Below are 16,734 nucleotides of genomic sequence, written 5' to 3'. Positions count from 1 at the left end.
CAATGCGGACGTTCTGCTTCCGGGATTGGAGGTTGACTGGTGATCGTGGACGAACTGAGCCCGACGGCGAAGGCGCTGATGGCGCTGGAGCTGATCCAGGACAACCCCGGAATCAGCGGTGAGCGCCTCGGCCAGCGGCTCGGCGTCACGGACCGCGCCGCCCGCCGGTACGTCGGGATCCTCCGCGAAGCCGGCATCCCGATCGAGTCCACCCCAGGCCGGTACGGCGGGTATCGCGTCGGCCGCGGCTTCCGCCTCCCACCGTTGATGTTCTCCACCGCCGAAGCACTCGGGCTGATGATGGCCGCGCTAGAAGGCCATCACCGAGCCTCGGACCCGGAAGACCCGGCCGGCAGCGCCCTCAACAAGATCATCCGCGTACTACCCAAGCCGGTCGCAGAGCCCGCTGAGTCGATGCGCCGCATCATCACCCCACGCCAAGCAGCCGAAGGCACCTACCCCAACCCCGAGACGACCGCAGCCCTGGTCCAAGCCTGTACTGCGGCCCGCCGGCTGCGCATCGGCTACACCAGGGGAGACCGCGACCCGATCACGATGGACGTCGATCCCTGGGCCGTCTCCGTCCGCCAAGGCCTGTGGTACCTGCTCTGCTGGTCGCACACCAAGGACGCCCAGCGAGTACTCCGCGTCGACCGCGTCACCACGACGGAGCTGTTGGACGAGACCTTCGACCCACCGGAGGTCCTCGATCCGATCGCCGCCATCGAGGACCACTTCGCCCAGGGCTGGCGCTACGCCATCGAGGTGGTGATCGACGCGCCGCTCGCCGATATCGTGCTCGCCCGCAAACTCGGCCGGCTCGAGCCGATCGACGAGACCCACACCCGGCTGATCGGAAGTACCGACGAGCCCGACTGGTACGCCTACCGCCTCGCGTCGCTCGAAGCGACCTTCTCGGTGATCGAGCCACCCGAGCTCCGCGAGGCACTCCACACCCTCGGCCAGCGCATCCTCAAAGCCTCCGAAGGCTAAGAAGCACAAGCGAGCGACGCCGTTCCCCAATCGGCATGATCGCTGTTCTTCCCGTCGCCGCCGTCCGTGGTCGACAACGTCAGCCGCTTGATCCCGCTGACGTCGAGATCCAGATGAGTGGCGGTATCACCGGAGCGGATGACCGGAGTACTGGCCAGCGTCCTGCCATCGCCGACCACCACGAAAGTGACCGAACCTTCGGCCGACTCGACGTCGTCATCGATCCCGACGTCGGCCACGAACCGCGTGCAAGCAGCACCGAGCCAAGTGGTCAGCGAGCTCGCCGCGTGCGAACCGATGCCCTTGGCAAACGTCTTGCCCGCGATCGACAAGGTCGCTGGCGGCAAGTCCCCGCCGTGGCTGCGATCCCGCTGCTGTGGCCGGCCGTACCCGTTGGTCTCGTTCATCCACGGTTGATCACTCACGTACGTCGAACCCCGCGGGGCAGGAGGCGCCGCGAAGACCGGCGCCGCCCCGGCCGAGTGGATCGCCCGCCCGTCTGCCGTCGTGTAGTCACCGGTGACCACCAGCTCGAGATCACCCCGAGCGCCACCCGAGTCGAGCCGCAGCGACCAGCTCGCCGTCTCGCTCTCCCCGTTGTTCAACCGGTTCCGCACCACCGGCGCACCCGCAACCAGCGTCCATCCGGCCGGTACCTCCGGAGCCAGCGTCAGATCGCGCACCGGCCCATTGGCCTGAACGGCGAACACCCCTTGCACGCTCACTGTCTCACCCGTCGCCACCTCGCCGGCCGAAGCAGTCACCGTGACCTTCGTCGTCGGAACGGCCGGGCGCGCCTGATCGCAAGTCGCCAGCCCAGCGGAGTACGGACAAGCCTGCAAGGCAAAGCCGCCATGGTTGCCAACAGCAATCGACAGCTGGTCGGCTGCCTTGCGCACGGACGAGGACCTGGCAAGCTGAGCGCCGTTGTCAGTGATCACCTCGACGAGCCACTGCTGTGTCCCGCCGAGAAACGTCAGCGGTACTGCGAAAGTGCTCGCCCCACCCGCCGTGATCCCACCGGCGAACCACCTCGTCCCACTCCGTCGAGCCATCACCACCTGACTACCAGGCGCTCCCGCGACCAGTCGCGTGTCATCCCACGTCGTCGGCAGCTGACCGAAGAATCGCGCACCCTCGGGCTGCGACGCCAACTCCTCCGGCGAGCTGACGACATGTGTCCAGGCCGATTCGTAGACGACCGGGAGGGCGAGCTCATGCGCATTGGTGGTCTGCGGCTTCGGGTTGGCCGCTGTCGCGAACCGGGTCGGGGTGTAGTCCATCGAGCCGATCACGTTCCGGGTGAACGGCAGGATCGTGTTGCGCGACGCGTTCAGCCCGTTCTCCTCGCCGCGGACGCCCTCCATCGTCATCAGGTGCGGCCAGGTCCGGGCCAGTCCGTGTGGGACCGTCGAGCCGTGGAAGTTGATCATCAGCTTGTACTTCGCGGTGTCGGCGAGGATCGCGTCGTACCACTGGTAGCGGGCCTGGGTGTCGGACTCCATGAAGTCGACCTTCACGCCTTTGATGCCCCAGGCAACCAGCTTCGGGAACCAGTCGTCGCGCTGGGCCTGCGTCTGCAGGTTGGTCCAGTGGAACCAGACGAGTACGTCGACACCGCGGGCACGGGCGTACCGGGTCAGCTCAGGCAGCCAGGCCGCGCTCCAGCCTTCGTCGACGAGGATGTACTTGAAGCTGTTCTTCGCGGCCGCGTCGACGTAGACCTTCTGGCGTTCGAAGTTGCGTGGACTGTCGTTCTCGGCGAGCCAGGACCAGGATGAGAGGCCGGGTTTGATCCAGCTGGTGTCGGTGAAGCGGGCCGGGTCGGCGAGGTCGTCGACGAGGGTCGAGGCGGTGACGGCGGGGAGGTCGCCGACGATCATCGTTCGCCAGGTGGTTGCCAAGGGCCCCGATGCTGCGACTTGTGGGTCGGCCAGCTGGACGTCGTACCGGATGGAGCCTTGGGTGTGGGTGAGGCGCCCGCCGGAGTACCGGCCGTCGAGTCCTGATTCGGCCAGTAGTGCGTAGTTGGCTCCGGTGCGGAACAGTGCGGGGTGGCCGAACTGGCCGGTCGGTGCGGTGGCGGCGGTCGCTTGGGCGTGCTCGTTCTCGTGTTGCGGGCTGTACGGCTGCAGCCAGTTGGTCGCGTCGGCGGCGAACTCGTAGCCCCCGGTCTCGCGTTGGACGGTGACCGGGCCGGGCAGCTCATACCGGAAGGCGACGCCGTCGTCGGACACCCGGACGACCAACGCGAACGACCCGCTCGAGTTGCCGAAGGTCAGCCGGCTCTCCTGCTGGAACACGGTCCGGTCCCGCTGCTTCCCGGTCGTCATCCGGTACGACGAACGCAGCGTCTGATGGGTCTTCGAGGTCAGCGCCAGGTTCTTGGACAGGTCACCGGCAGCGGTCAGTACGCCGAGGTCCGCGACGCTGACCACCGTGGCGCCCTTCGAGCTGACGTCGAGGCGGAGCTTGCCCCCGGTCGACTGCACGGTCGCGCCGACGCCGCCCACACCGGGCAGCACCCAACTCTGGTCAGCGGCCTGCGCCGGCACCCCAGGAACCATCAGCACAAGTGGCAACAACAACTTGAACATTGAGCATCCTCACGATCGGTGAACGGGCGGGTACACCAAGTCGCGATCACGCTAGGAGCTAATGTTGATTACTGCAAGATGCCGTGCGGAAATGTCGGATTCCCGCCTATCCGAGCTCGAGCGTCGTCGTCGCGAAGATCCCCGCCTGATCGACGACCGGCGGCGGACCACCGGCATACATCCGCGCACACTCGAAGGTCGGGCTCAGCCCGAGGCGGGTGGCCACCCTGATCGCTGCCGCGTTCACATCCGGTACGTCGAGCGCGATCTCCTCGCCCGAGGTCGCGAGCCTGCCCACGACGGCCTCTGCGATGCCCTCCGACGCTGCATAGAGCGGGCCGATCCGCGCGCCGCTGTCGGTAGGCCGCAGCACCCCGAAGCCGACGAGCTCATCGTCCTTGACCGCAGCCACCGACCGGTGCCCAGGCAACCCCACCCAGACCGAAAGAAACGCCTCCCGCTCCGCCGGAAAGAACCGCCGATCGTAATCAGCCACCTGCCGAAACGGCAGCGACCGCCCATCCACCAACTCAACCCCGGCCGGCACTGAACCAGTCCCAACGGTTGGCACACCCGAGTAGCGCACGTGGTTGAGGGCGTGTTTGAAGCCGGATTTCCGGTAGTTGTCTTGCTGGTCGACTACTCCATCGAGACCGACTGTGCGCTCAGCCAGATGCGCCATCACCGCCTGCCAGAGGGCGATCCCATAGCCCTGCCCCCGCACCTCCGGTCGCGCGATGTAGAACCCGAGGAACCCGTAGTCCCGCCCGTACCGAACCCCAGAGCAACAAACGATCGGCGAGCCGTCCACCCGCCCGACCAGGAACCCCGCAGGATCCGCGGCACCGAACGCCAACATGTCCGAGACCCCCGGATCCCATCCCTCGTCAGCAGCCCACTGCCGCATCATCACAAGCTCCGCCGCACTGGCCGCCGAGATCCCCAGGTCGCTCATGCACCCGAGCCTATTTCACCCTTCGCAGCAAAGTCTGTGTAACCACTCCGGCTCATGCCACCAGTACTCCGGGTCATGCGCGTGCGCCTGCGACGCGGTCAGCGGCTGCGGAGTGTTGCCTGCGGCAACCAGCGCCGGCGCCACCTGCTGACCCGTGAACGGCGCGAGCAACTGGTCCACGGTGTGCAAGCGACCACCCACCATCACCTGCTGAACCGCGGCCGCCTGCGTGATGTCCGCCAGCGGATTCCCCCGCACGAACGACAGATCGGCCTGCGCGCCCGCCCGCACAACCCCGAGCTTGTCCTCCAGCGCCAGCCACTTCGCCGGATTCCGCGTCGCCGTCGTCAGCGCCTCGTACGGCGTGAAGCCACCCGCGACCATCGAGCGCAGGTTGGCATGCAGCGAGATCGCGGGATTGTCCAACGGCGAATCCGTACCGGAGATCACCAGCCCACCACCCCGATGAATCCGCAACACCATGTCCACGTTCCCCGCCAGCAACGCTCGCGTCGTCACCCCGGCCGGCCCAGCAGCCGCCTGCACCTTGGCCTGCAGCGCGGCGTACTCCCACGCCGGATACAGCGTCGTCGTCCGCACATCGTTCACCAGCGACGGATCATCCACATGCGCCATCGTCGAGTTGAACAACGTCGGCGTCACCGACAACCCGGCCCTGGTGAACAGCGTCACGACATCGCCGTACGCCCGCCCGAGCCGGCTCACGGTATGCGAGTAGCCGAGCCGATTCGTCGCGCCCGTGTGCTCCATCCCGTCCATCCCAAGATGCTCAGCCGGGTACAGATAATGCGACGACAACTGCAGCCCGAGCCGATGAACCGCGGCGATCACCCGCCGCTGGTACTCGACCGGCAACCGCACATACGTCTTCACCAGGTCGTACGCGAGGCCCTCGACCCGATCGAGCTCCAGGCCCAGCTGCCGCAACGACAGCGTCGGCCGCATGAAGTTGTAGTACACCCGCGACCCGTCGATGGCCTCACCCGTCGCGAAGTACCGCGGCCCGGTCAGCGACCCGTGCGAGAGCGCTTCCCGAGTCTCCTGCATCTGGTACGCCGGATCGCCCGGCGACCGCGTCGTCGTCACCCCGTAGGCCAGCCAGACGTTCCCCTGCCGCGACCCCCAAGCGCGCCCACGCAGATGCCAGTGCACATGCGCATCGATCAGCCCGGGCATGACGGTCAGCCCACTCGCGTCGATGTCCGCCTTGCCGTGATGCGGCCGGACCGCTGCGATCCTCGACCCGTCCACAACGACATCGACGTCCTGTCGCAGGTCCTTCGCCCGCCCGTCCCAGAGCGCGCCGGCGTGGATCGTCACGTGCTGGTTGACCTGCGCGCGCTGCCACTGCAGGTCGAGCTTGACGGTCTGCGGCCGCGAGCCCCGCAGGTCCGTACGGCGTAGTTGCCCGTTGTGCAGGTAGAGCAGCGTCCGATCGTCTTGCCAGACAGGCGAATCGGTCGCCTCGTCAGTGATCGCTCGTGGGTTGCCGGTGAAGCGGCCGCGACGGTCGACCGGTGCGACGTACAGGAGGCTCTCGACGACGAAGGCGAGCCACTTGCCGTTGGGCGAGAAGGCTGGGCCGTCGTCGCCCCGGGTGGCGAGCGAGCGGAACGGCATCGGTTCGACGTACTCGAGGGCGGTGGTCGCGACGTCGACGTACAGGAGCTGGCTGGTGCCTTCGCGGAAGCGCTTCGAGAACGGTTTGACCGCGCCGAGCACGATCGTGCTGCCGTCGGCGGACCAGCTGACCCGGCCGGGTTGGAAGAGTGTTGGCGTGAGTTGGCGGACTTGGCCGGACCCGAGGTCGAGGACCCAGGCGATGCCGTCCTGGTCCTGGTAGGCGATCTGTTTGCCGTCGGGGGAGTAGCGCGGCGCGGTCTGGGCGCCGGGCAGCGACGAAAGCTTGGTGTCGGCGCCGGTGGCCAGATCGTGTGACCAGAGGTCGGCCGTGCCGTCGCGGTCGCTGGCGTAGAGCAGCGTCTTGCCGTCTTTCGAGAAGTCCGGGTCCGAATTGAAGTAGCCGTCGGCAACGAGCTTGCGTGGTTGGCCGCGGCCGCTGGTCCCGGCGAGCCAGAGGGCGTTCAGGGCTCGGAAGGCGAGCCAGCGGCCGTCGGGGGAGACGGTCGGGCCGGCGATGCCCAGGACGCGGTGGCGCTTGGTCGACTCGAGGTCGGGCGACTTCGGTCGCGGTCGCTTCGCTGTGACCGGCACGGCGGCCGTGAAGGCGACGACGGTGTCCGCCTTGAGCTTTCGTACCAGGCCGTCGGCTGAGTAGAAGAGCTCGCCGGTGGCGTCCCAGGAGGGTGGCAGGGCGAAGACGTCCTTGCCGCTCGTCGCCGGTTGGTCGCCGATCATGAGTTCGCTGACCGGGCCGGTGAGGCGTACGTAGGCGAGTTGGCCGGTGGGGGAGTACGACGGGCCGTAGAGGCTGCTGCCGGTGCGCGCTGCGACCGCAGTACGGCGTTGTCCGGTGGTCAGGTCGAGCTCGATGATGGCGGACGCGTCGACGGTGAAGGCGATCTTGGTTCCGTCGGGTGAGTAGACCGGTTCGGCCTCTTCGCTGGGGTCGTCGGTCAGCGCGACGATCGCACCGGTGGCGAGGGTGAGGCGATGGATTCCGTAGCTCCCGTTGCCACCGCGGTCCGACGAGAACAGTACGGACTTGCCGTCGGGCGCGATCATCGGCTCGCGATGATCGAAGCGTCCGGTCGTCAGCTGCCGGAGCCCGGACCCGTCGGGCCGGATAGTCCACAGATGGAAGTTCCCGTCCCGATAGGACTGGAAGACGATGCTCTCTCCATCGGGCGCCCAGCGCGGCCGGGTCGCGTCCTGGAGGTCATCGGTCAGCCGTCGCGACTGACCGCCTTGGGCGGGCGTCACCCAGATCGCGGTGACCAGGTCGAACGCCAGCCATCGCCCGTCCGGCGATACCGACACCATGAAGTTGGTGCCTTGGCTCAGACTGGCCGACCCACCGGTACTGCGAGACTCGGCGGCCGGTGTGGCGTCGGCCGAGCCGATCGGCAGGGTGCCTGCGACGGCCACTCCACCGGTCAGCTGCAGCGCCCGGCGACGCGAAACACTCCAGAATCCAGGGTCCTCAGAACTCATGACGGCGTCCAATCCCTCGGGGCGGTGGGGACTCCTTCGAACCTGCCACCGTCACCCCGATCGTTTGCCCTCACCCGGCGCGCCACTCGGCGAACGGCCGATTCGCTGCGACGAACGGCACCCCTCTATCGTCAGCGCCATGAGTTCCGAGCTGCCCGACACCGACGCCGTACCGCCGGAGGCTGGGGTTGTGCCGTCTGGGGTTCGGGCGGTGTCGCCCAACGCACGGGCTGCGATTGCCGCGGTTGCCTGTGTGGTGATTGCGCTGGTCGCCGCCCTCGCGGTCGACAGCCGGCTCGACCGGCACTGGATCATCCGCGGGGTCACGCTGCTGGTCGCGCTCGCCTGCGCGGCGATCCTGGCGGCGGACAACGCCCGCAAGGCCCGCCTGATCATCGGCCTGGTCGGTCTGGTGATGTTCGGCGTGGTCTTCCCGGCGACCTCGACCACCTGGTCCCAGCCGCCGGAGATCAAATTCGCCCTCGCAGTGGCGGACGACGCGAAGGCCGCCGCTGAGAAGCAGTCCGCGAGCACCGTCACCATCGCCGACGTCAAAGCCGCCGCCGAGGCCCGAGGCGGCGCGATCGGCACCCTCAAAACCGATCGCAGCCCCACCGTCCGCGGCGCCGACGCCTACCCCCTCATCATCCGCGCCAAGCAGGACCAGGGCCGCCCCTGGTCCTGCCTGTCCTTCGAACACGGCCTCACCGCCAAGGTCCGCGCCTGCTGATCACCTACGCTGCCGCGCTCACGCCGCAGGCCCGTGCCGTGCGCCCACGTGGCGCGCTCATCTCGGGGCGGGGATCGCCGTCGCGATGTCGAACCAGGTGGCCTGGTCCGTGCTGCTGGCGGCGAGCTGGAGGCCTTGGGCGACCTTGACCAGGTCGGCTTGGCTGACCATGCCGCCGAGGCTCTGGACGGTGACCTGCACACGGTGGCCCTCGAGGTGGACCGCCGTCTTCGCGTCCTCGGCCCCGCCCGCCGACCCGCTGTCGCCCGCGATGCCGTCACCGACGTACCAGCCGTCCATGCCGTTGATCTTCAGATCAGGCAGCGTCCGGATCCTCGACACCGTGTCCCAGAACTTGCTGGTGTTGTAGGTGATCTTCAGATCGTCACCCGGCATGGGTTCCCAGGGCGAGCGCTTGTAGACCGGATCCTTCGGCTTCGGCTGATAGCCGGTCGCCGGATCACCATCGGACAGCAAGGTGATGAAGTTGTGCCCGGTACCCGCGACCTCACCGATCGGACTCTGATAGGTCACCCGGTTCGGCTTGATCCCGCTCGGCAGATAACCGATCTTGTACGGCGAGACGAGCTGTCCACCGACAGAGATCGCCCGCGCCAGCTCCGTCGCCTTCGGCAGGTCGACCTTCCACGGGGTGTCGAGCTTGGGGACCTGGGGAGTGCCACCCTCGAGTTGGGTCTGGCAGCTCACCAGCACCCAGAGACCGGGAGCCGGCTGCCAGACGATGGTCTTCACCGGGTAGGTCATGAATCCGCGCATGAAGCCGCTGTCAGGCTCAGGAACCAGCGGGTGGTTCTTGGTCGAGGTGATAACCCGCGCGCTCGCCCCGTTGATGTCCACGTCCGGACTGCCGGCCGGAATGGTCTTCGGATCGAAGTCCCCGTTGCGATGCGCGGTGACCAGACAGGTCGCCGACCAGGGCCCCATGACCTTGTCGAGCTCCCAGGTCTGCCGGTTCGCGGTGCTGACGCGGGGATTGATCCGCATCCCCTTGAGCGTCGGGACGTCGAGCCAAGGCGTCCAGGCGGTGCCCGTGGTCGGCTGGGCCGCTTGCCCGGATTCCCTCAGGTGGGAGATCAGCAGTGGCCCGCCGACGGCTGCGGCTGCAGTCGCGAGGGCCGTGGCCAGGACGAGCGGCGTGCGGGTCCGGCGTACCGGCTTGGCGTCGGGTGTGAGGCGGGCGAGGATCTCGTCGGCGGCGGGGGCCGTGCCGGCCAGGTGGTCGAAGGCGTTGCGGAGGTCTTCCTCAGTGCGCATGGGTTACTCCAGTGTTCTGAAACGACTTGGGGGCGGCCAGTTCGATCCGCAGGGCGGCCAGCGCGCGGGAAGCGTGGGCGCGGACGTTGCTGGCCGAGCAGCCGAGGGTCTCGGCGATCTCCGCGTCGGACATGCCGTCGAAGTACCGCAGTACCAGGACTGCGCGCTGCCGGCGGGGCAGCTTCGCGAGCTCGGTGATCAGCTCGTCCCGGTCGGCTTGCTGGACCGCGTGGTCGGCGACCGTCTCGGTCGCGAAGATCTCGGGCCGGGGAACGATCCGGGACCACTTGCGGCGCCAGGACAGGTACTCGTTGACCACCATCCGGCGCAGATAGGCATCGGGTACGTCGGCCGCGGCGACCCGGTCCCAATGCCGGTGCGCCTTGATCGCGACGTCCTGCACCACGTCGCCGGCGAGATCGCCGGATCCGCACAGGACGGTCGCGAACCTGAGCAACTTGGGCAGCCCCACCCGGGCCCATTCGTCGAACGTCACACCGTCTCCTCGTCCGGGCCGGCTGATGCCGGCCTGCACCACTAAAGACTGCGCCCGGGTCGGATCTGCTGTCCCACTCTTTTGACCAGAGTGTGAGAAATCGATTTCCAAGTCTGTCGACGGGCGATCCCGGACCCTAGGCTCGGGCGCATGACTCTTCCGAACCTGTCCGGGATCAGCGCGGTCGTCGACGTCCAGACCCGCTCCATCAGCGCGGAGAACCCCACTGGCGAGCCCGGCCAGGGCGGTCGGCGTACCGAGGGAACCGGGGCTCATGCGGCGCGCGATCTCGGGGTCGGCTGGAAGGTGTCGCCGTCGATCGAGATCGCGGCGGGGGAGACGGTGACGCTCGCGGACATCGCCGGGCCGGGGTGCATCACGCACATCTGGCTCACCACCCATAGCGACAACTGGCGTCGGCTGGTGTTGCGCGGGCATTGGGACGGCGACGAGGCGCCGGCGATCGAGGCGCCGGTGGGGGACTTCTTCTGCTCGGGGTGGGGGCGGTTCGCGCAGGTCAACTCGCTGCCGGTCGCGGTGAACCCCAATGGCGGCTTCAACTGCTACTGGGAGATGCCGTTCCGGTCGCAGGCTTTGCTGACGCTGGAGAACACGGCCGACACGTCCGTGGTCGTCTACTTCCAGGTGGACTACTGGCTGGGTGCGGTGGCCGAGGGATCGGCGTACCTGCACACGCAGTGGCGGCGGAGCAATCCGCTGGCCTCCAAGGCCGTTCACGTGCTTTTGGATGGCGTGGAGGGACCTGGCCATTACGTGGGGACGTATCTGGCGTGGGGTGTGAACAGCAGTGGCTGGTGGGGTGAGGGGGAGGTCAAGTTCTACGTCGACGACGACGAGGAGTTCCCGACGATCTGCGGGACGGGGACCGAGGACTACTTCGGGGGTGCGTGGAACTTCGATCTGGGCGCGGATCGGGGTGGATACACGGAGTTCAGTACGCCGTATCTGGGGTTGCCTCAGGTTTTGCGGCCGGATGGGCAGTATCAGAGTCAGCAGCGGTTCGGGATGTACCGGTTCCATTTGCCGGACCCTGTGCGGTTCCGGACGCGGCTGCGGGTCGACGTACAGGCGCTGGGATGGCGGTCGGGCGGGCGGTACCTGCCGCTGCAGGACGACATTGCGTCGACTGCGTTCTTCTACTCCACCGCGACGTCGACTGCGCGGCCTGCCGCACCTACTGCCGATGTGATGGAGATTCTTTAGGGGATCGGTAGTGGGTGATCCAGCGCGGAGGCCGTGAGGACTACCAGGGCGGTGGTCCAGGCGAGGGGGGCTTCGCCGGCGGGCTTGAGGTCGCGGTTGACTTTCTCCGGCAGCGAGCCCGTCGGTGTGCGGTGGGTGTCGAGCCAGTCAAGGAGTTCTCTTGCTGTACTGCGGTCGCCGCGGGCGGCCGCGCTCAGTGCGAACAGGGCGGTCTGCGGCGTCCACGAGACTCCGTCGGTACGCCACTCCTCGCCCGGGGTGACGCCGCCGTTGGGCTGGGTGAGTACGTTCCGGGCGTGCTCGATCGCCTTCGTGGTCACGTCGCGGGCGGGGGCGAAGGGTGGGCCGAGAACCGTGACGATCGCGTCGGCGCCGCCTTGCAGAGCTACCGGTTGGATGCCTGGCTCGACGAAGCTGACGGCCTTGGCGGGGGTGCGGGGGTAGGTCGGGCCGAACTGCTTGTCGGTCGCCTTGGTCAGTCGCCCGAGCGCTGTTTGCCAGTGCGCTACTTCGTCGCTGTGGTTGAGGGTTCTGGCGATCGCCAGACCGGAGCGGAGTCCGGTGATGAGTGGGGCGATGGTGCCGAGGGTCACCTGATCCTCAGGGCGCTCCCAGTAGTCCGGGGAGGGGTCGGGCAGGCCTGTGGCTTGGATCTCGGCGACGATCTGATCGCCTGACTCCTTCACCATCGGCCAGTACTTGCTCAGGGTTGTGGTGCTTTCTGCGCCTGACTTTGCGGTTTGGGTCTCTCCACAGAACCAGGTTGCCCAGAGAATCCAGCCCGAGCCGTCGAGTTGGGGTTCGCGACCGTCTTGGGGTTCGGTGCCTTCCGGAGCGGAGTACCTTGCTGCCCAGCGGCCCTTGTCCGGCCTGATCTTGTCGAGGAATCCGAGCACCTTGTCGGCTTCGGCGTACTGTCCGATCGAGCAGCGCGCGGCGGCGACGAACGACGCGTCCCGCGGCCACACGAACCGCCAGGGCCCGTTCCACCCGGCCAGCGTCGCGCCATCGGGCAGCGTGAGAGCGTCGAGATCGATCAGCGCATCGCGGATCAGCTCCGGCCTGGCCAGGTCAGCCTCGTTGGTGGGGGACTCCAGCGCGGTCGGGCCGGCGCGGCCGGTGATGCCTTCGGCAACCAGTTGCGGTTGGGGATTGCGGTCGAGATTGACCGCCGTACCGGTCGCGAGGACGGCGAGGAGGAGCGCGATCACGGCGTACGGAAACCAGCGCACCCTTGGCGCACTGTTGTCGCGCATCTCACCCTCCCTCCTACTGCCCCAAGTGCTGAACCTCGGCCTCGAACTTCCGCCGCGGCGCCAGCTCGACCAGATACATCGCCGACATGACCAGCGCGCCACCGATCAGCATCCGCCCGGTCACACTCTCCGTTCCGAAGAGTACGGCGAAGGCCGAAGCGAACACCGGCTCCATTGTCATCGCGATCGCCGCCCGGGTCGGCGTCAGGTGGGCCTGTGCCCACGTCTGCACAATCAACGCGACCGCCCCAGCGATCAACGCCATGTAAATGACCGCGATCCAGTCACCCGTCCCACTGGGCAGCGAGAACCCGCCCGGAATGGCCCCAATACCACAAACCGCAGTGATCGTAACCATCTGCAACGCCGACAATCCGAACGCGTTGCTCGGTGTCGACCAGGCCCCAAGCCCAATGATGTGCAACGCGTACAACCCAGCCGACGCAAGCGTCAGCAACTCCCCGGTCCCCATGCTGAACCCACGCAGCGACAGCACCCCGAGCCCCACCGTCGCCAGCACAACCGCGACCCAAGCCCACTTCCCGATCTTGTGCCGCAGAATTACCGCCGCCAGCAACGGCGTGAACACCACGTACATCCCGGTCACAAATCCCGACACACTCGCCGACGTATGCCGCAACCCCTCGGTCTGCACCAGCTGCGCAACCCCATACATGATGCCCAGGGCAACACCCCGCCCCCGATCCAGCCGACTCAGCTTCGAGATCGCCGGCGGATGAATGGCAATCAACGCCACCGCCGCGATCAAGAACCGCAACGCCAGGTAATCAGCCACATCCATCCGCGTCAGCAGATCCTTGGTCAAAAAGAAGGTCGACCCCCAAGCCGCCGCCACCGCAAGCAAGGCCAACACAGCAATCCGCGACCGATTCACGACCAAAGCCTCTCAGACACCTGACAAACCCAAGGAATCGACTGGCTCTGCTACTCCCCACGCTGCCTCTGTCGCCCGGCTGCGTGCTGGGTTACCGGAGTTCGCCACCTTCTGGGAAGACCATGCTGTGGCCGGGCTCAGCGTGACCGAGAAGGTCATCAACCACCTGAGGTCGGCCAGCTCACCCTGACCTACCAGACCCTGGACGTGCGCGAAGCGCACCTCATCGATACCCGCAAGCTCCCGTCCTGACGGCGGACCGGCGGACACTCGACGGCGCGGCTAGAGGGGGTGACTTGGTAAGGCTCAGCCACTTCGCGGGCCCTGGCTTGCGGAGGGCTCCCAGCGCACCGGCCCGACCCGGAGCGCCGGCCCGACCCTGATCGCGGTAGGAGGTGTGGAGGGCTGCTGCACGGCGTGGACTCGGGTTGGCGGTGTCGTCATCGGTGTCGTGGCCGATGCAGCCGCACGGTGGGGGGCCGGCCTGGTTCGGGTGCGGTCGTACGCGGCGCGGCTGATGGGGTTGCGCAGGGTGGCGTAGGCGGTGAGGAGCTCCTGCAACCGCCGGTCGGCATCGGCGTCGACGGCAAGGTCGGCGTCGAGGTCACTGTCAGCGCGGGTGTTTGGTGCCGGTGGTGTGCGGGTGTCGGGATGGAGCCGGCGGACGAGGCCGCGGAAGGCGTGGTCGAGGTCGTGGTCTGAGGCCTCGACGGTAACGCCGAGGACCAGGTATGGGTCGGGTTCCCGTGCTGTGGTCATGGCTGCCCTCCGCTGGAAGTGTCGAGATCGGCGTCGGGGTCGACGATGAGGACGCGGTGAGCGGGGCCGGGGTCGGCCTTCGGGGCGTGGATGGCGAGGAGACCATGGGTCAGCCTCGCGGTGATCTTGTCGCCCAGCACGGGTCCGGGAAGGCGGATGGTGTGGTGCAGTGGCCCGGTGTGGCGGGTGCGCTGGCGCAGTACGCCGGTGTGATTGCGGGCAGGGATCTGGCCGTGCACGGTGAGGGAGTGGTCGTTGCGTTCCAGCACCACGTCGTCGGTGCAGGCGCCGGGCAGGTCGACCTCGATGAAGTACTCGTCGTCGGTCTCTTCGATGTCGACCGCGGGTTTCCAGTCCGTTGGTGCAGGGTTCGTGGTGAGTTGCTGCATCAGCTGGTTCATCCGGCGGTGGATGTCTTCGAAGTGGGCGAACGGGTCGGTCGGCAGCCATCGCACGGTCTTCGTCGAGGCCGGTCGCTGGGCCACATTGTGATTCATCGCGCTCACCTGTGCCGGGGGAATCCACTGCGAAGTCAGGACTGTGGTCGTGAATCGGGGTGATCGACCGGGGTGATGCGGCGGCCCGCGCCAGCGTGTGTCGTCCTAGGAAGGACAGGCGGCGGACAAAAGGTCTCGTCGCTGCGGGTCGAGGATATGACTGCGGGCGGCCGCATCACCGGGTCAAGGCTTCATTTGTCCGGGATCTGCTCACCTCCTCACGGGACTGTCACCGGGGCGTCCTCACTGGACCGCCTCGGCCGGACTACTCAAGGAGTGGGCACGACCCGGCCCCGGAGGGCCGCGTCCCCGTCCGCGCGGCCGGCTAGTGGGCGCGGTCGAGCGCACCGGTTTCCTTGGTTGGCGGGGCCACCTGGACGGTGGCCCTGCCGACCATCCGCCGGCGGGTGGACAACCCTTGTCCAGGGGTGGTTCGCACGGCGATTCCCAGCAGTCGGCGATCAGTTCGTCGAACTCGGTGCGTACCCAGTCGTCGTTGCTGAGCACGAGGTCGACGAACACCTCGGCCTCGTCGAGTCTTTGCTGCTGGATTGCGGTCATCGATCTCACCCCATCGACAACGTGTCCCTGACCTTGTTCTTGTCGAGTCCCGACGGTTTCGGCGCGCCACGGCGCACGCCGACGGGTCAGGCGTCGATCTGCTTGCGGTCGCCGTCGTTGTTGGCGATCGCGATCTTGCGTGCCTTCGCCTGCTCGGCGATCGGGATCTTCAGCGTCAGCACGCCGGCCTCGTAACCGGCCTCGATCCGGTCGGCGTCGAGGGTGTCGCCCAGGAACAACTGGCGGGAGAACACCCCGAGCGGACGCTCGGCGACCTGCATCTCCACGTCCTCGCCGAGCTCGAGCGGCCGGCGTTCGGCTTTCACCGTGAGCACGTTGCGCTCCACGTCCAGATCGATCGCCTCCGGCGAGATCCCCGGCAGATCGAACGCCACCACGTACTGATCGCCCTCGCGGTAGGCATCCATCGGCATCGCCGTCGGATGTGACCACGTGCCCGGCCCCTGGCTCCCGAAGAACTGCTGGGCAAGCCGGTCGAACTCCCGGAACGGATCGGTACGGATCAACATCGTCCCTGCACCTCCTCAGTCCTCGAACAGACTTCAGTTCGGTCTTCAATCCACGGGTGGTGTCACCCTGCATTTCCGATATAGCATGTCAACGGAACGATGACAAGTAGAAAATGTCATCGAAGTGCTGACATGTTCGATGAGCAGACGGGAGCGTGACGATGGCGGCCGATGGCATGGTCCAGGGTCACCAGGAGGCGCCTCCCGCGGCTGCGATCGCCGCCGTGGAACGTACCGTCCGGCAGCTCACCGCCCTGGCCGGCGACGAAGCCGACCGGGCGGGCTCGGCAAGCGTCACCTCGACGGACGTCCTGACTGCGCTGGCGGAGCTGCGCGTCGTCCAGGACCGGCTCGCGGCGTGGGAACCGATGCTGATCGGCGCGGCCCGCGACCGTGGCGCGAGCTGGGTCGAGATCGCCCCTGCGCTCGGGGTGTCCAGCCGTCAGGCCGCCGAACGCCGCTACCTGCGGCTCAACCCCCACACCACCGACCCGGAAGGAGTGACCGGCGAACAACGGGTCCAGGCGGCCCGCGACCGGCGCGCCGGCGACCGGGCCGTCACTCAGTGGGCGCGGGAGAACTCCGCGAGGTTGCGCCGGCTTTCCGCGCAGATCACCGTGCTCGACAACCTCGACCCGGCCACCCAGGCCAGCGTCGACCGGGTCCTGCACGCCCTCGGTGACAGCGACACCGCAATGCTGCTGGCACCGTTGGCCGAGGCCGGCGCCAAGCTCGAGCACAGCCACCCGACCCTGGCCGGGCGGGTCGCAGGCATCAACGTGGCCACCGACCAGCTACGAACCGAACACACAACCAGAAAAGAATGATCCG

14 protein-coding genes are annotated in these 16,734 nt (G+C 67.6%); 5 read left to right on the top strand and 9 right to left on the bottom strand.

Annotation, left to right across the window (positions count from 1 at the left end; all coding sequences use genetic code 11):
• Positions 1-39: 39 nt before the first annotated feature.
• Positions 40-993, top strand: a complete 954-nt coding sequence (locus ABD768_RS06770; RefSeq protein WP_344838454.1) for a helix-turn-helix transcriptional regulator — start codon at positions 40-42, stop codon at positions 991-993.
• Here the strand turns inward: ABD768_RS06770 and ABD768_RS06765 are convergent.
• The 3 genes from ABD768_RS06765 to ABD768_RS06755 all read right to left on the bottom strand — a co-directional run bounded on the left by ABD768_RS06765 (position 990) and on the right by ABD768_RS06755 (position 7,680).
• Positions 990-3,590, bottom strand: coding sequence for an NPCBM/NEW2 domain-containing protein (locus tag ABD768_RS06765; RefSeq protein ID WP_344838451.1), 2,601 nt, complete (start codon positions 3,588-3,590; stop codon positions 990-992). The two genes, ABD768_RS06770 and ABD768_RS06765, sit on opposite strands and share 4 nt — an antisense overlap.
• 106 nt (positions 3,591-3,696) lie before the next feature.
• Entirely contained in the window at positions 3,697-4,545 is an 849-nt protein-coding gene (locus ABD768_RS06760) for a GNAT family N-acetyltransferase (RefSeq protein ID WP_344838448.1), read from the bottom strand.
• A 15-nt stretch (positions 4,546-4,560) separates the two neighbouring features.
• Complete coding sequence (locus tag ABD768_RS06755; RefSeq protein WP_344838445.1) at positions 4,561-7,680, bottom strand: amidohydrolase family protein; 3,120 nt, start codon at positions 7,678-7,680, stop codon at positions 4,561-4,563.
• Between the two features lie 139 nt (positions 7,681-7,819).
• Between ABD768_RS06755 and ABD768_RS06750 the strand changes: the two genes are divergently transcribed.
• Positions 7,820-8,410: a hypothetical protein gene (locus ABD768_RS06750; protein WP_344838442.1), complete on the top strand. Its 591-nt coding sequence runs from the start codon at positions 7,820-7,822 to the stop codon at positions 8,408-8,410.
• 57 nt (positions 8,411-8,467) lie between these two features.
• Here the strand turns inward: ABD768_RS06750 and ABD768_RS06745 are convergent, their stop codons facing one another.
• Together ABD768_RS06745 and ABD768_RS06740 are read right to left on the bottom strand one after the other, a co-directional pair.
• Positions 8,468-9,685 (bottom strand): hypothetical protein, encoded by a 1,218-nt coding sequence (locus ABD768_RS06745; RefSeq protein WP_344838439.1) that lies wholly within the window; start codon positions 9,683-9,685, stop codon positions 8,468-8,470.
• Positions 9,675-10,181 (bottom strand): SigE family RNA polymerase sigma factor, encoded by a 507-nt coding sequence (locus tag ABD768_RS06740; protein ID WP_343968667.1) that lies wholly within the window; start codon positions 10,179-10,181, stop codon positions 9,675-9,677. The genes ABD768_RS06745 and ABD768_RS06740 overlap by 11 nt, the downstream gene beginning before the upstream one ends.
• Before the next feature lie 150 nt (positions 10,182-10,331).
• On the opposite strand from ABD768_RS06740, the gene ABD768_RS06735 reads away from it, so the two are divergent.
• A complete protein-coding gene (locus ABD768_RS06735) occupies positions 10,332-11,405 on the top strand; it encodes a glycoside hydrolase family 172 protein (protein WP_344838435.1) in 1,074 nt (357 codons plus the stop codon).
• On the opposite strand, the gene ABD768_RS06730 is transcribed toward ABD768_RS06735, so the two are convergent.
• On the bottom strand, positions 11,402-12,661 hold the full coding sequence (locus ABD768_RS06730) for a glycoside hydrolase family 15 protein (protein ID WP_344838432.1): 1,260 nt from the start codon (positions 12,659-12,661) through the stop codon (positions 11,402-11,404). The two genes, ABD768_RS06735 and ABD768_RS06730, sit on opposite strands and share 4 nt — an antisense overlap.
• A 13-nt stretch (positions 12,662-12,674) precedes the next feature.
• Complete coding sequence (locus ABD768_RS06725; protein ID WP_344838429.1) at positions 12,675-13,556, bottom strand: DMT family transporter; 882 nt, start codon at positions 13,554-13,556, stop codon at positions 12,675-12,677.
• Between the two features lie 471 nt (positions 13,557-14,027).
• Between ABD768_RS06725 and ABD768_RS06720 the strand changes: the two genes are divergently transcribed.
• Entirely contained in the window at positions 14,028-14,258 is a 231-nt protein-coding gene (locus tag ABD768_RS06720) for a hypothetical protein (protein WP_344838426.1), read from the top strand.
• 53 nt (positions 14,259-14,311) lie between these two features.
• Here ABD768_RS06720 and ABD768_RS06715 read toward each other — a convergent pair whose 3' ends face one another.
• Positions 14,312-14,812, bottom strand: coding sequence for an Hsp20/alpha crystallin family protein (locus ABD768_RS06715; RefSeq protein WP_344838423.1), 501 nt, complete (start codon positions 14,810-14,812; stop codon positions 14,312-14,314).
• Positions 14,813-15,459: 647 nt separating this feature from the next.
• Positions 15,460-15,903, bottom strand: coding sequence for an Hsp20/alpha crystallin family protein (locus ABD768_RS06710; protein ID WP_343968657.1), 444 nt, complete (start codon positions 15,901-15,903; stop codon positions 15,460-15,462).
• A gap of 161 nt (positions 15,904-16,064) precedes the next feature.
• Between ABD768_RS06710 and ABD768_RS06705 the strand changes: the two genes are divergently transcribed.
• Positions 16,065-16,730 (top strand): hypothetical protein, encoded by a 666-nt coding sequence (locus ABD768_RS06705; protein ID WP_344838419.1) that lies wholly within the window; start codon positions 16,065-16,067, stop codon positions 16,728-16,730.
• Positions 16,731-16,734 lie beyond the last annotated feature (4 nt).

The sequence above is a fragment of the Kribbella ginsengisoli genome, assembly GCF_039537185.1.
GTDB lineage: Bacteria > Actinomycetota > Actinomycetes > Propionibacteriales > Kribbellaceae > Kribbella > Kribbella koreensis.
This window is presented reverse-complemented; position numbering and strand designations above follow the sequence as displayed.